The sequence below is a fragment of the Pseudolactococcus piscium genome, from assembly GCF_002441695.1.
Taxonomy (GTDB): Bacteria; Bacillota; Bacilli; order Lactobacillales; family Streptococcaceae; genus Pseudolactococcus; species Pseudolactococcus piscium.
Window position 1 is genome coordinate 1 of the sequence record NZ_JXJW01000014.1, and the last position, 15,164, is coordinate 15,164.

Here is a 15,164-nt window from a genome sequence, read left to right on the forward strand (position 1 = left end):
CTAATTTTTCAGGACTTGGTAGCTGAAAGGCAAGCACTTCCTTCTCCTGCTTGTAAGGTCTTGTGATTTCCCCGACAGCCGTAACGAGGTAGTGCAAATCATTTTCTTTTTCCTCAATAGCGCTTAGCTTATTTGCCTTCTTCTCAGTAAAAAATTGAGAGACGGTAAATGTCGTCGTAAGTAAACTCGCACCTCCCATGCCTAACATCATCAAGGCATCTCGACCACTTAAGAGTGTCGTGACCCCTGTCATCCCAATCATCATAAGCGGTGGCAGTATCATCTTTAAAAGACTATGCCCTTTATTTTCTTGATGTTTGCTTGACCCTTGTAATTTGAATTTATCTGTTGGGACTTCTAGATTCAGTCTAGGACTTCGCCGATAGTCTGGAAAGTCTTTTGGAAACTCACTTTTTCTTTTTTGTAGTAAAACATGACTCGGCTCAAAGGTAAAATCATCTGAGAAAACCGTTATTTTCCATTGACTTGGGCATTTTTCAAGTAGATAATGGGGTGTTAAAAAACTTGCCCCTTCAAAAACCGAGAAAACATGGTGTCCAACGATTTTTTGATTATTATAGTAGACATCTGGTTCTTTTACATCAACGATCAATCGATCTCGATCTAAGATGAGTCGCGTCTTACCTGGTGATTTTATACCCGCAAACGCATCTGAACTGATCACCAATTTTTTATAGGTATTGAAAATAAAAAAATAAGTCTGGGCATTGTCTCTTGATAGGATTAAAAAACGCGTCCCCTTTATTTCCTGATAGCCTAGCTCAGTTGACCACCCGTCAATATGTAATTTGTTATTCACAACACCAAAGAGTGACCCTAAACACTTAGCTGAAGGTGACGTCTGCGTTAAACTAATTTTCTTTAAACGATCTCCTAATAAATAGACGACAAAAATCAAATCACTCGGATTTAAGCGATTATCTATAAAAAAATGGTCCCTTGTCTCTATCTCATTTGCTTCAAAAATGCCCATGTTACTACTTTCCTAATTTTTTCGTCAGTTCATCTATTTGTTTTATGAAAAAAGCACCTTAAAAGGCGCTCATTTTTAAAAACCAAAACTTTGCGCATCTTGTGCATCGCGTTCAGCAATCGTATCAGCATATCTCGTCAACTGCTGGTTAATATCCGCAAGTAAGTCCTCAAATTTTTGAACGTTTACATACAATTGGTTGTATTGCTCAAGGTAGGCTTCAAACGCTGCACCTTTCCATTCTTGGGCTATCGTATCGTTCATACGGTTCACATTTTGAATCGCTACCTCAATCTCTTCCTTTGAACGCACATAGACTTGCGCTTGTTCTTTTAGTTCTTCTGGGGTTACACTGATTTGTGCCATGATGGTCTCCTTAACCTCTATACATCGAAAGCGTTATCTTATATATACTGACAGTTTAACAAAATAAAAAGAAATTGTCAAGTAATTTAATTAACTTTATCTGTTATTTTTATTTTGCTTCCAAAATAAAAATTTAAAAACAAAAAAGACCAAGTATACAATACCTGATCTTTAAAGATTTATAATAGCTTATTTTTGGACGTTTAATGACGGATAAAAGGATGGTCAACGCCCTGCTTTCAATAATCGTCACATCTATTTTCAAGTCTCTAAATACTTGTGTTACTTTTTTGATAAACAATACTTCAATATGATGACCAGGATCTATAGCCGTCAAGCCAGAGTATAGCATGTCATGTGCCGTATGATAATAGATATCTCTAGTGACATAGACATCAGCTTTTTTTGCCAAGGCATCTGGATAAAATTTACCACCGCTTCCCCCACAAATGGTGACACGCTTAGGGATTGATCATAATACACAATATTCAATATAATAATCACTTCTCTTTGCCCATTATGGGGGAAGTGATGTATTTTATTAAAAAAACTAAGGCACTTGTAATTGTAGTCGCATCAGTGAACAGCTGCCAGAAAAAACGAAAGATATCTCAGAAGAATCTTATCAAAACTAAGATTGAAAAGCAAATGCCACTTAATAAAAGTGTAACGCATACCTTTTTTAGAACATGTTCAATTTCGCTTAACACGCATACTATAATAAAGTACAAGACCACTGACTAAAATGAGCATCGACACGATGAGATAAATGATCCCATTTGATCCTGTTAGTCCACCGTATAAAATCAGCAGAGCACCTGCTAATGCTAATAACGGACAAACAAAACCGACAAGTTTGTTCTTAATCAAGCCTTTAGCAGCTCGAATCATGATGCCAATATATAAAAGCCCATAGAATAAATACATTATCACAATCGGAATACTAGAAATATCGATACCAAATCGGCGAACACTGGGAAATGATATTGACATAAAATGGATACCTAGCCAAACCAAGACCATGGCGAAACTGAGCATCACTGATAAAAGAGAGATATTAAATCTAGGGTGAAGATGGCTTATTTTTTTACTATAAGGCAACTCTTTTCTCAACGCTAAAAAATAAGGGGCACGGATATTGGCGACTACTAAGCCATTAAGGGTACCTAAGACAGAGATGATAACTGTAATCAGCATCAATTTTTGCCCTACAGGGCCAAATAATTTCTCTGCTGCAGCTGAGAAGGCCAAGTCCCCCATTTGCATAATTTCTTTTGGCCCAATCAGTAAAGAAATCCCAACAAAATAACTGACATACACAATCAAAATAATCAGTGGACTGATAATCAAGGCAATCGGTAAATTTCGTTTTGAATTTTTTATTTCATGACCAATAGCTGGTGCAATCGCCCAGCCATCATAGGAAAAGGCAACCGCAACAATGGCACCCGTCGATGACATCATAACCGGTAAGGTAATAGCATGTGACGATAACCCACCTGGATCACCAAAAATCAAGCCGAAAATTGCAATTAAAAATAAGGGGATTAACTTAATAAACATGGAGGATGTCTGAAAAAACTCAGATAGTTTACTAGACATGATATTCATGATATAAATCAAAAGCAAATAAATCAAGCTAACTAACCAGACGCCACTACCTGAAAAATTGAGTTGCGGAAAAAGTGCCACCGTATAATTTGACGCAACAAAAGCAACAATAGCAACCAAGGCTGGAAAATAAACTGTGCTTTGAAACCAACCTAATAAAAAGGCAAATACACGACCAAATGCTTTCTCAGCATAAACGATCAAGCCGCCCGCATCATCTGTCAATTTGGCCCACTCTGAAATGGTAATACCGCCAAAAATAATGCCTATTGCGCCAAATAATAGCACCAGACAGCCCATCAGGACATTGCCATTCGTTTGAATCAGAATGTCATCCGCTTTAAAAAATATACCTGACCCTATCACAATACCAACAATCATTGCAATTGACATTAATAAGCCAAATCTACGCGTTTTTTCTTGTTTCATCTCTCACCATTTTTTCTGAAATACGATATTTAAAAATTTGTGCTAATAAGCTATTATAAACGATTATTTGCATTTAAACAATTGTATAAAAATGCGAGAAATAAAAGCATAAAATTTGTTAAAAAAAATATAGTTTACTCTCTCACAAGACGTACAGCTTATCTAGCAAGAGGCGAGAGCAATTTAACTGTTTTATCATCTAAATCAAGGGTTACCGACTGGCCGATAGGTAAGATACACCTGGGATGAGCATGACCAAAATTCACATTATATAAAAGGGGTAACTGATATTTTTCTGCTAAGGCTTGATAGATGCTACGATAGTCGTCATAATAGGCCTCGTCCTGTGGTTTACCAACGATCAGCCCTTTAGCGTGCCTGAAAAAATCAACCTGTTCTAGTGCAGCCAATAATAGCTTAACACGCTCTGGTGTTGGTTTTTCTTCACTTGTCTCAAGAAATAGTAGCTTATCACGCGTATCACGACAAAGCAGTTGATAGGTCTCATTTACCATAACTTCATCGCCATAGCGACCACCTAGTAGCAACTCTCCTAAGCTTTCCAAACACCCACCATATAACTTGCCACTTATCTTGCCACTACCAAAAAGAACCTCATAGCCATGCCTTTCTGGAGATGACTTTCTGTCCGTACCAAAGGCTTCTGGACCAAAGGCAGTTCTTTCATGATACCAAGTTGGACTAGACACAATTTCTGGTGCATCTCTTGAAAATAAGTGGTGTATACATGCCTCAGTATAGGCCAACATATCCGGTGCAAACTCTCCAAAATCAACGATAGCAGCTGGACCATAGTAGGTTGCAAGCCCTAATTTTTGGAACATCAAATGATTAATGCTGGTATCCGAGTAGCCCATGAAAAGCTTGGGATTTTCAGATACCAGTTTTTTAAACTCGCCATCTTCAAGTAGATAGGAGACTGTTTGATAAGTATCATCTCCACCGATAGCACTTAAAATCAGCTGGACTTCCTGTTGGGCAAAGGCCCACTTTAGGTCTGCTGCACGCGCCTGAGGATTGGCTTTAATAAAATCAAGTCCTTTTAGTGCATGTGGTGTATAGATAACCTTTAGCCCAAACGCTTTTATTCTTTTTTCGATTAAGCTTTTTTGTTGTGCCATAAAGGACTCACCTAGTATGCCACTAGATAAGGAAATAATGGCAACTGTGTCACCTTTTTTTAATCTCTGTGCTATTTGCATATGCATCTCCTTTTTATAGTCATCGCGCTAGGCGATCGTCAGTTCTAGAAATCGGCTGGACTATCAGTTTGTCAGTATAAAGTATTAAAAAGACACTTCTTTCGAAGTGTACTTTTAGTCATAACATTATAGTTCTTGATAAAGTTTAACCGCATGATCAACTGTAAAGCCATATTCGCTAAAGACTTTATCACCTGGTGCTGAAGCGCCCCATGTGTCTATTGTCAATGTTTTACCAGTTAAGCCAACGTATTTACCCCAACCAAAGCTAGTACCTGCTTCAATTGCCAAACGTTTTGTAACAGTAAGTGGTAAGACTTCTGCTTGATACTCAGCTGATTGTTCATCAAAGATATTTTGGGCTGGCATCGATACAACGCGTACATTTGTACCAGATGCTGCAAGAGCTGCTTGTGTATCGATCGCAAGTTTCACTTCGCTACCAGTTGCGATGATAATACCTTCAAGTTCTGAGCCTGATGCTTCTGGTGAAATCACATAGGCACCATGATTAACACCAGCTTCTGCCAATTCAGCTGTGTTGTCTAAAACAGGTAAGTTTTGACGTGTCAAAATCAAAGCGGTTGGTCGTTTGGTTTCTGTTACAGCACGACGCCAAGCAGCGATCACTTCGTTACCATCTGCTGGACGAATGACATTTAAGTTAGGCATGGCACGAACACTTGCCAGTTGTTCTACTGGCTCATGCGTTGGGCCATCTTCCCCAACAGCGATAGAATCATGTGTGAACACATAGACTGTCGGTACTTCTTGGAGGGCTGCCATACGAACTGCAGGTAACATATAGTTTGAGAAGACAAAGAATGTCCCACCATATACACGTGTCCCACCATGTAGCGCAATCCCGTTCATTGCTGCTGCCATCGCAAATTCACGGACACCAAACCAGATGTTACGGCCTGCGTAGTTGCCAACTTCAAAGTCTGTTTCTACTTTAACCATGGTATTGTTCGAAGCAGAAAGGTCTGCTGAACCACCCCATAAATTAGGCATTTGTTGTGAGAGTTGTTGGATTGTTTCTTGTGATGTCACACGGCTAGCAGCTGACGTGCCAAGCTCATACTTAGCCAATTCAAGCTCTGGTGTCACATTGTTAAAAGCATCTGCGTATTGCTTAGCCAATTCAGGGTAGGCTTTTGCATAAGCATCAAATGTTTTACGCCAGTCAAGCTCTAAAGTTTCTCCGCGATCGCCAAGTGTTTCTTTGAAGCGAGTCGCCACTTCTTCAGGCACTGTAAATTCAGGATAGTCCCAGCCGTATGCTTTTTTAGCAAAGGCAACGCCTTCAGCACCTAATGGTGCACCGTGAACGCCAGATGTACCTTGTTTTTCAGCACCAAACCCAATGATTGTTTTCACTTCGATAATCGTTGGTTGGTCTAAGTTAGCTTTGGCAGCAGTAATCGCTGCTTCGATGGCTGCTAAATCGTTACCATCTGTCACTAGGATATGTTGCCAACCGTAAGACTCAAACCGCATTTTGATGTCATCTGGGAAAGATTTTGAGATTGGGCCATCTAAAGAGATATCATTACTATCATAAAAGAGAACAAGTTTACCAAGTTTAAGTTGTGATGCAAGTGATGCCGCTTCTTGAGAAACACCTTCCATCAAGTCACCATCACCATTTAAGGCATAAGTATAATGGTCAACAATCTCATAACCAGGACGGTTATATGTCGCAGCTAAATGCGCTTCAGCCATAGCAAGGCCGACTGCATTGGCAATCCCTTGTCCAAGCGGCCCTGTTGTCGCTTCAACACCATCAGTCCAATCAACTTCTGGATGACCTGGTGTTTTACTGTTCCATTGGCGGAAGTTTTTGAGATCATCGATCGATAGCTCATAACCAGCCAAATGAAGGAGCGAGTAAAGCATGGCAGACCCATGACCTGCTGATAAAACGAAACGGTCACGATTTGACCACTCGCGATGTGTTGCTGGGTTAACATTTAGGAAGTTGCGCCAAAGCACATAAGCCATAGGTGCAGCACCCATAGGAAGCCCCGGGTGACCAGAGTTTGCCTTTTGGATGGCGTCAATAGATAGCGTACGGATCGTATTGACCGCGAGTTGATCTGTGTTGTCAAATGTCATGTTTTGATAGCCTTTCAAATTTTTAATGCTAAGAAAATTATACCATATTTTTGGCTATAAATTTCACAAGAAAGCCTATATAAGCTAAAAATATGATATCGCTTACATTTTTATGAACAATTTCGTATAATTTACTATAAATAGGCATATATGGTAATAAGTATATGCCTATTGATAAGCTGTCATCCTATCTTAAGTACATCTACCATCTTACAAAATAAAAAAGTACTAGCCATGTAGGCCAGTACTTTTATAAGTCGTGTTTATAGGGTATCACGTAAGCCTTTATCAAATTGGGCTTTTTTCGCCTTTTCAGGTGTGATATCATTGCCGTCAGGATCGACGACCTTGATTGATTCTACATGATGGCGCAAACTTGATTTGACACCAGAGATGTAGGCTTGTCGTAGTTCAGCCTGTTCTACTTTTTCATCAGCTGTTAGACCGACCGTTTTTTTCTTTCGTGCCAATTCATTAATGCGTTCTATATCTTGAGGGGTTACCATCTTTTTCCTCCTATTTTCTTTACCTTATTTTGTAAGGATCCGTCTGAAATCTGCAAGTTGACCAGCCTTAGCGGCAATGTCAGCTAATAGACTCAAGCGATTATGTTTCAACGCTTCATCATCGATCATGACCATGGTATTATCAAAGAATGCTGTGATCAAATCGGATAGTGAGAACAAGGCTGTAAGCTTTTCTGCGCTAGTCCCAGTTAAGACTAGCTTCTGCTCAGCTGTAAATAGAGCCTTTTCAAACTCATTTTCAAGTGTCGCTTCAGTTACAGATGGTGCTGTTGTTAATTTACTTGCTAGGTTAACAACACGCGCCAAGTTCTCGACTGATGTTTTAAAATCAGCATCAGATACTTTATTGTATAAGGCTTTAGCAGTCTCAATCAAGTAAGTGACGTCTAGTGACCCTGTCGCAAGCACTGCTTCTATCAAGTCATAACGGGCAACACCCTCGAGCATTTTAGCCACACGACCATTAATAAACTGCATGACCTCATCTTGTTTCCCGTAAGTAAAGCCAGCTACATCAAGCGTATAAAGCTCACTAATCAGGCTAGCTAGGGCCATATCCCAATTTTGGCTCTCGATAATACGTAAGATACCAGCTGTGGCACGACGTAAGGCATAAGGATCGTTTGACCCACTCGGGATTAAGCCAACAGTAAAGAAGGAAAGGATAGTGTCCAACTTATCTGCCATGGCAAGCACAGCACCCATCTCAGTTTCTGGTAGGGCACCATCAGCTGATGTTGGGAGATAGTGTTCCCGAATACTAGTCGCTACTTTGGCATCTTCACCTGCTAATAAAGCATATTTTTCACCCATCACGCCTTGTAGCTCATCAAATTCACCGACCATGCCTGTTAAGAGGTCAAATTTATAAATGTCAGCAGCACGTTCTAGTTTTGCATCATAGTCGGCTGATAAGTTAGCAGCCTGACGAATTTTCTTAGCAATGGTCTTAACGCGATGCATATGTGCATGAACAGACCCAATTTTTTCATGGAAGGTTACTTTTTTCAGTTTTTCAACTAAATCAGCGATCTTAAGCTTTTGATCTTCTTTCCAGAAAAATTCTGCATCTTCAAGACGGGCAACTAATACTTTTTGATTCCCTTTAGCGACATTGTCGATATGAACTGCATTCCCATTTCTGACTGAAATGAAGTTTGGTTGTAATTGCCCTGCAAGATCACGCACTTCAAAGTAACGTTGGTGCTCACGCATCGAGGTAACTAGTACTTCTTCAGGGACATCCAGATATTTCGCATCAAACTCGCCAACAAATGCTGTCGGGTATTCCACAAGATTTGTCACTTCTTCAAGTAAACTAGGTAAGAGATAAATCGTCCAGTTATTATCTTTGGCGATTTTTGCAATTTGTGCTTCAATCTGCGCTTTTCTTGCTGCGGCATCTGCAACGACAAATGCCTCCTTAAGACGTGGTGCGTAGTCTAGGGCATCATCAAGCGTGATATGACCGTCAAATAAGAAACGATGGCCATAAGTGATTTTATCTGCTGTCACATCAAGTAAGTCAAAGGGGATAATTTGTGCATCAAGTAAACTAACGTTCCATTGGATTGGACGAACAAACAAGAAACTATTATTGGCCCATTTCATGTAAGTTGAAAACTGCATCTTGCTGATGACATCACGCCCAACTGTCGTTAAAATATCAGCAGTCGCAATACCTGCGATATGTTTATTGGCATAGTAATAGTCGCCTTGTAATACAAGGTCGTCTGGTGTGACACCTTGTCCACGGGAAAAGCCTTGAATCGCTTTTGACCAGTTCCCTTCGGCATCTTTGGCAATCTTAGCAGAAGGCCCCTTGACTTCTTCATCGATAGCTGCTGAAGCGTCTTCTAAGCCTTTGACCAAAACAGCTAAACGACGTGGTGTCGAAAACTGAGTCATCGTCTCAAATGCCACACGATTTTCTGATAAAAAGTCTGTCATACGGGTTTCAAGTTGCGTAGCTGCTGCACTGACAAGATGTGCTGGCATCTCTTCCAAACCAATTTCAAGTAGATAATTTGCCATTATTTGTCACCTCCAGCAACTTCAGTGTATTTACCGTTTTCTCCGAGATATTTATCGCGTAAGTCAGCATCTTTTAACAATGGGAAGCCAAATTTTGCACGTTCATTAATAAACGTCCGTGCGACTTTTCTAGCCATAGTCCGCACGCGATGTAAATAACCAGCACGTTCTGTTACAGAAACTGCACCACTCGCGTCAAGTAAGTTAAAAGTATGACTTGATTTCAAAATAAAGTCATAGGCTGGATGTACCAAACCTAAATCAAGTAACTTAATGGCCTGTGCTTCATAGGTATCAAAGAGATTTAGGAAGACATCTGTATCGATTTCCTCAAAGGCAAATTTAGAGTGTTCATACTCTGGCTCAGTAAAGATATCCCCATAGAGCACGCCATTTCCCCACTCAAGATCATAGACAGATTCCACTTCCTGGATATATGAAGCTAATCGTTCAAGACCATAGGTAATTTCTGATGTCACAGAATCAACTTCTATCCCACCAACTTGTTGGAAATAAGTAAACTGTGTCACTTCCATACCATCAAGCCAAACTTCCCAGCCGATACCAGCAGCACCCATAGACGGGTTTTCCCAGTTATCTTCAACAAAGCGAATATCATGTTCCAGTGCATTAATGCCTAAGGCAGCCAAACTATCTAAATAGAGTTGTTGGATGTTCTTAGGGCTCGGTTTCATGACAACTTGAAACTGGTGATGTTGAAACAGGCGGTTTGGATTTTCACCATAACGCCCATCTGCTGGACGACGTGATGGTTGCACATAAGCCGCATGCCATGGTTCTGGACCATTGGCACGTAAAAAAGTATAAGGTGACATCGTGCCAGCACCGACCTCATTATCGTAGGCTTGCATGAGGTTTGCCCCTTGCTCGCTCCAAAAGTTTTGAAGCGTTAGAATAATTTCTTGAAATGATAATTTTTTAGACATTATTTCCTCCATCGTATACGTCTCATAGCGAGTTAACGTTTTGGTGCTAATAGCATTCAGAATACAAAAAAAGTCCTGATGCTTCAACACAAAGTGTGATCACATCAGGACGCCTTATAGACGCGGTTCCACCTGAATTCTTGGTTAGACAACCAAGCGCTTATATTAACTTTAAGCTCCACCGCGCCACCGGATTCATTGCTTTTTTATAGTATACCTTATTTTGTAATGTTTGACAACTTTCTTTTATAAAAGTTGAGTTGCTATACATGCAAGTCATTCCCAAGTTTTTTTAACAGTGAAAAAGCATTTTCCACATAATAGGCAACTGCTATCGGTATCGTTTCATCTTTGATGACCATATCTGAAAAGTGAAGTCCCGGACTTCCTGGTCCGTTACTACCTATAAAAGCAAATACGCCTGGTATCTGTTCTTGGTAGCTAGCAAAATCTTCTCCCGCATTTGAGGGAACTGGCACGACAACATCCTCATGCCAGTTTTGCATATCATCAAACATGAATGCTGATAATTCTGGATCATTGTAGGTAACGTTTGAGCCAAAAATCCAGTCTATTGTCACACTAACACCGTGGGCTGCTGCTACATTTTCTACGACTTCATAAAATCTTTTTTTAGCAAGGATACGATCTTCTGGAGCAAAGGTTCGGATTGTCCCCTCAAATATGGCCTTATCTGGCAGGACATTCCAGGTATTTCCGGCATCTACATGCGTGACCGAAACGACGACAGCATGTTGGGGATCGATGTTCCGCGAGACAAGTTGCTGAAGACTTGTGATGATGCTTGATGTGGCAAGAATGCTGTCTACACCTTGATTAGGATAGCCCGCATGGGAGCCAGTTCCATTAACTGTCACATAAAACTGATCGACTGCTGCCATAATCCCTTTGCTACGAAGCCCTATTTGTCCTACAGGTAGATCAGGCATATTATGGAAACCAATAATTGCTTGTACATCAGATAACACCCCTGTTTCAAGCACTTCATTTGCGCCTATGTGTGTTTCTTCTGCTTGTTGGAAGATTAATTTGATCGTGCCTTGAATCTCAGCTTCCCGCTGTTTTAGGAGTTTTGCAGCACCAAGTAGACTCGTCTGATGTAAATCATGACCACAAGCATGCATGACACCCGCATTCTTGGACGCAAACGCTAGTCCTGTATTCTCTATAATGGGGAGCGCATCGATGTCAGCCCGTAAAGCAATGACTGGTTGTCCTGAACCAATTTGGGCAACTAATCCCGTCTTTAACCCCGTCGCTAATACGGTAATGTCTAGATCCTGTAAGTAATCTGTTAAAAACTGGGTTGTCTTGAATTCCTGCCCTGATAATTCTGGATGCTCATGGATATAGTGGCGTATCATCACTAACTCATCATAATGCTCTGGTAAAAGTCTCATGTTTTTCTCCTTTAGCGTTAATCACGTTTTAAAAATGCATGCTGTAGACAAGGGTTGATGACAAAAAAGATCGGCATGCCACTAGGTAAACACGATCTTATCGTCAACTGATGCCGGATAATCTAATTAAGACCATGTCCATTAAAAATTTTTTATCCGCCTGACCAGATTTGATTTTAAAATCTGTGTCTATCAGATAACGCATTGCTGCTGCTAAAAATCCCTTACTTCGACTACGTGCAGGCGCTACTAAGAATTTCAAGCGATAAGGATTAATTTTTAGGTAATCTATCAACTGACGTTCCGTATACTGCTTATCCAGTAACAGTTTGATTTGATAGTATAAGCGAAAATTACTCGTTAAGATGGCTAGTAACTTGATTTCGTCTTCTCCTTGCAAGACGAGATCTGTCACTAAGCTTCTTGCTTCTGCAATTTTACCTTTTAAAATCAGGTCGGTTAAATCAAAGATATTATCCGCTAATGATTTAGGCACAGCCTTTTCTACATCCTCAAGTGTCACCTGTCTACCATCAGCATAAGTCGTGACTAAGGCTATATTTTGGCCTACTGTCGCAAAATGACTATTTGATTTCTCGATGATGAGGTTAACAATATTCGCTTGTAAGCTGGACTTGTTAACAAAATACTGACTTAATTCATTTGGCTTTAAAGGCGTTGCTTCTAAATGAAGGGCAATCTGTTTTAACTTCTTGACAATACGCCGTTTGCCGTCTAGTTTGCCGTGACAAATGATGATCAGTCTCGTCGATGCTAAGGGATTGTCTAAAAACTGTTCAAGTCTCAGTAACTGATTTTCCGTCAATAATGATTTCTTGACTGTTGTTAACTCCCATACATTTTCAAATATAACCAGCATCTCATCACCAAAGAATGGTAAGCTCTCAAGCTCTTCTAAGGCCAAATCGGGATCAGCCTCAGACAAATCAAAATAGGCTTGTGACAGGTCAGATGGGTCAAAATTTACTTTTGCCATCAGTTGAAGCTTCAAGGCCGAAATAATATCGTCATCTTCACCTGATATCATGACAAATTGCGGTAGGGTAGCTGGGGATAACTGGGTAAGGGTATCAAATACTGTCATCTAGTTCACCACTTTCGCTTGCCGTTTCAGTTGCTGCATCATCTAAATGGGTAAGGAGTACCTTGCGAGGTTTTGTCCCTTCAGCAGGGCCAATAATTCCTGCGGCTTCCAACTCTTCCATAATCCGTGTTGCACGATTAAATCCTGTAGATAGGCGACGTTGGAGCATCGATGCTGATGCTTTTTGATATTCTACGACAAGTTGCTTGGCCTGTTCAAATAAGGGATCTCCTGAGTCAGTTACCGCAGCTGCACTATTACTATCAAATGAGCGGGCATCATCCTCAGCTACCTCACCTGGATCGAACGTCTCATCATAATCAGCGCTCGCTTGGTCTTTGATGAAGCTCACAACACTTGCCACATCTTCATCTGATAAAAAGGCGCCTTGCAAGCGTAGGGCATGATTTTCATCGATTGGTTTAAAGAGCATGTCACCACGACCTAGTAGTTTTTCAGCACCATTACTATCTAGGATGGTCCGGGAATCTGTCCCTGATGATACCGCAAAGGCAACACGACTTGGGACATTGGCTTTAATCAAACCACTGATGACATCGACAGATGGTCTTTGTGTCGCAAGGATCATATGAATCCCTGCCGCCCGTGCTTTTTGACCAATCCGGATAATGGCATCCTCTACTTCTTTTGATGCAACCATCATCAAGTCAGCAAGTTCATCAACAATGACAACGATCAATGGTAAAGTTTGCTGTTTCTCTTGACTTTCGGCATTGAACATTTCAACTTTTGCATTATAGCCTTCAATATTTCTTGAGCCAACTCGACGAAATAGTTCGTAGCGGCTTTCCATTTCATCGACTATTTTTTGTAACGCACGCGCCGCCTTACGTGGATTCGTGACAACTGGAATCAGTAGATGTGGAATATCATTATAGACATCTAGCTCGACCATTTTGGGGTCAATCATCAAAAACTTGACTTGACTCGGTAAGGCTTTCATCAAAATACTTGCGATAATCCCATTCACCGCAACAGATTTACCTGATCCTGTAGATCCTGCAACCAGTATATGCGGCATTTTTGCTAAGTTAAAGGTCTTGATAGAACCATCAACTGCTTTACCTAAGGGGACTTCTAATAGATTTTCAGGACTAGTCTGGGCACTTTCCCACATTTCACGGAAACCGACCATGGCCACCTCCGCATTTGGTATTTCGATACCAACTAAGGACTTGCCTGGAATAGGCGCCTCTATCCGCACATCTTTCGCTGCCAAGGCAAGGGCTAAATCATCCTGTAAGTTAAGGATACGGCTGACTTTGACGCCAGTTGCTAGCTTGATTTCATATTTTGAGACAGATGGTCCGACAACAGCGGACTCAACTGTTGCTTGGATACCAAAACTCTTAAAGGTCGTCTCTAATATTTTGATATTGTTTTGGACATTACTGCGTTCATTTGCCTGATTCTTAATGGGTGTTGGTGCAAGGAGTGATACTTCTGGTAACTGATAGTGAGACATCTCCTGATTTGGTTGGAAGTTAATCGGGGGTATGTCAGACGCGTCATCCTCAACTATCTCTGGTGTTAAGATTTCTCCTGTCTCGGCATCATAATCAGGCATGACAATCTCTGGTTCACTTTTTGTGATAAAGTCATAAGGCTGCGATACATCAAGAGGTGTAACAGGTAAACTAGGCTCAGCAGGTAAGTCAATCTGCGCTTGTTTGACATCTCGTAATTTTTGCTTATCCGCTTTTTTAACTTGACGAGTTGCTTGCCATTGGCTGAAACGTGTCTTTAAGTTTGCAAAAAAAGCATGCCATAATTTTGGTGTTAGGACATATAGTCCGATTAGCAATAGCAAAGCTGCAATGATATAGACACCAATCACTGAAAATAACAGTTTGAGTGGCGAATAAATGAAATGGCCAATCATTCCTGATCCTGCAAACTCTGTGACTTTTAGTTTGACTAATTGGCTTGAAACAACATCCCAAGTCTGCTGGGTACCTGTCACCTTATCAAAGTAGGCTTGAAAGCTTAAGAGTACGGATATACCGATTAAAGTCAACCCTAAAATTAATCGACCTTGCTGACTACCTTCTTTGTTCTTGAAAAAAGAACGGATAATCCAGAAAACGATGCCTACGATGACTAGATAAGCAAGACTACCAATCATAATCCGAATCAAATTATAAAGGGTTACACCAATAACCCCTAGTTGGGTAGCTGCAAATAGGAGTAAAAAGAGGGACACGAAAAGGGCAATCAGTTTTTTCTTTTCTGCTTGCTCAGCTTGTGCTTTTTTTGATATTTTTCTATTTTTAGTTGCTTTTTTCTGTGTTTTTTTAACCATAATTAGTCTAATTATACCATATTTTACAGCTAGATAATATGATGACTGAAACGCTTTGCACGTGTT

The 15,164-nt window shown here is 40.5% G+C and carries 11 protein-coding genes and 1 pseudogene; all 12 read right to left on the reverse strand.

All coding sequences use genetic code 11. The features are described 5' to 3' along the window. The coding region (locus RU86_RS07410; RefSeq protein ID WP_218839036.1) for a hypothetical protein at positions 1-994 on the reverse strand (994 nt) is incomplete at its 3' end. A 75-nt stretch (positions 995-1,069) separates the two neighbouring features. Further along, positions 1,070-1,360 carry a WXG100 family type VII secretion target gene (locus tag RU86_RS07415; protein WP_096814762.1) on the reverse strand — a complete coding sequence of 97 codons (291 nt, stop codon included), beginning with the start codon at positions 1,358-1,360 and terminating at the stop codon, positions 1,070-1,072. 250 nt (positions 1,361-1,610) lie between these two features. Further along, positions 1,611-1,820: pseudogene (locus RU86_RS12340) on the reverse strand (Nif3-like dinuclear metal center hexameric protein); the annotation flags it as partial. Positions 1,821-2,053: 233 nt separating this feature from the next. Then, positions 2,054-3,400 carry an APC family permease gene (locus tag RU86_RS07425; RefSeq protein ID WP_096814764.1) on the reverse strand — a complete coding sequence of 449 codons (1,347 nt, stop codon included), beginning with the start codon at positions 3,398-3,400 and terminating at the stop codon, positions 2,054-2,056. Positions 3,401-3,558: 158 nt separating this feature from the next. Then, on the reverse strand, positions 3,559-4,623 hold the full coding sequence (locus RU86_RS07430; RefSeq protein WP_096814765.1) for a S66 family peptidase: 1,065 nt from the start codon (positions 4,621-4,623) through the stop codon (positions 3,559-3,561). 126 nt (positions 4,624-4,749) lie between these two features. Further along, positions 4,750-6,741 carry a transketolase gene (tkt, locus tag RU86_RS07435; RefSeq protein WP_096814766.1) on the reverse strand — a complete coding sequence of 664 codons (1,992 nt, stop codon included), beginning with the start codon at positions 6,739-6,741 and terminating at the stop codon, positions 4,750-4,752. A gap of 263 nt (positions 6,742-7,004) precedes the next feature. Next, entirely contained in the window at positions 7,005-7,247 is a 243-nt protein-coding gene (locus RU86_RS07440; protein WP_047915379.1) for a DUF896 domain-containing protein, read from the reverse strand. A gap of 24 nt (positions 7,248-7,271) precedes the next feature. Beyond that, on the reverse strand, positions 7,272-9,305 hold the full coding sequence (glyS, locus tag RU86_RS07445; protein ID WP_179296249.1) for a glycine--tRNA ligase subunit beta: 2,034 nt from the start codon (positions 9,303-9,305) through the stop codon (positions 7,272-7,274). Next, positions 9,302-10,252 (reverse strand): glycine--tRNA ligase subunit alpha, encoded by a 951-nt coding sequence (gene glyQ / locus RU86_RS07450; protein ID WP_096814834.1) that lies wholly within the window; start codon positions 10,250-10,252, stop codon positions 9,302-9,304. Before glyQ ends, glyS begins: the two co-directional genes overlap by 4 nt. Before the next feature lie 260 nt (positions 10,253-10,512). Beyond that, the gene (locus tag RU86_RS07455; RefSeq protein ID WP_096814768.1) at positions 10,513-11,670 is read right to left on the reverse strand and encodes an amidohydrolase; all 1,158 of its coding nucleotides are present in this window, start codon (positions 11,668-11,670) and stop codon (positions 10,513-10,515) included. A 103-nt stretch (positions 11,671-11,773) separates the two neighbouring features. Next, entirely contained in the window at positions 11,774-12,775 is a 1,002-nt protein-coding gene (gene holA / locus RU86_RS07460) for a DNA polymerase III subunit delta (RefSeq protein ID WP_096814769.1), read from the reverse strand. Beyond that, positions 12,762-15,098: a DNA translocase FtsK gene (locus RU86_RS07465; RefSeq protein WP_096814770.1), complete on the reverse strand. Its 2,337-nt coding sequence runs from the start codon at positions 15,096-15,098 to the stop codon at positions 12,762-12,764. The genes holA and RU86_RS07465 overlap by 14 nt, the downstream gene beginning before the upstream one ends. Positions 15,099-15,164 lie beyond the last annotated feature (66 nt).

Coding starts and splice junctions, on each gene's coding strand:
- RU86_RS07455 (WP_096814768.1), bottom strand. CDS start 11,670: ATGAGACTTTTACCAGAGCATTATGATGAGTTAGTGATGATACGCCAC.
- RU86_RS07425 (WP_096814764.1), bottom strand. CDS start 3,400: ATGAAACAAGAAAAAACGCGTAGATTTGGCTTATTAATGTCAATTGCA.
- tkt (WP_096814766.1), bottom strand. CDS start 6,741: ATGACATTTGACAACACAGATCAACTCGCGGTCAATACGATCCGTACG.
- RU86_RS07465 (WP_096814770.1), bottom strand. CDS start 15,098: ATGGTTAAAAAAACACAGAAAAAAGCAACTAAAAATAGAAAAATATCA.
- RU86_RS07440 (WP_047915379.1), bottom strand. CDS start 7,247: ATGGTAACCCCTCAAGATATAGAACGCATTAATGAATTGGCACGAAAG.
- holA (WP_096814769.1), bottom strand. CDS start 12,775: ATGACAGTATTTGATACCCTTACCCAGTTATCCCCAGCTACCCTACCG.
- RU86_RS07430 (WP_096814765.1), bottom strand. CDS start 4,623: ATGCAAATAGCACAGAGATTAAAAAAAGGTGACACAGTTGCCATTATT.
- RU86_RS07415 (WP_096814762.1), bottom strand. CDS start 1,360: ATGGCACAAATCAGTGTAACCCCAGAAGAACTAAAAGAACAAGCGCAA.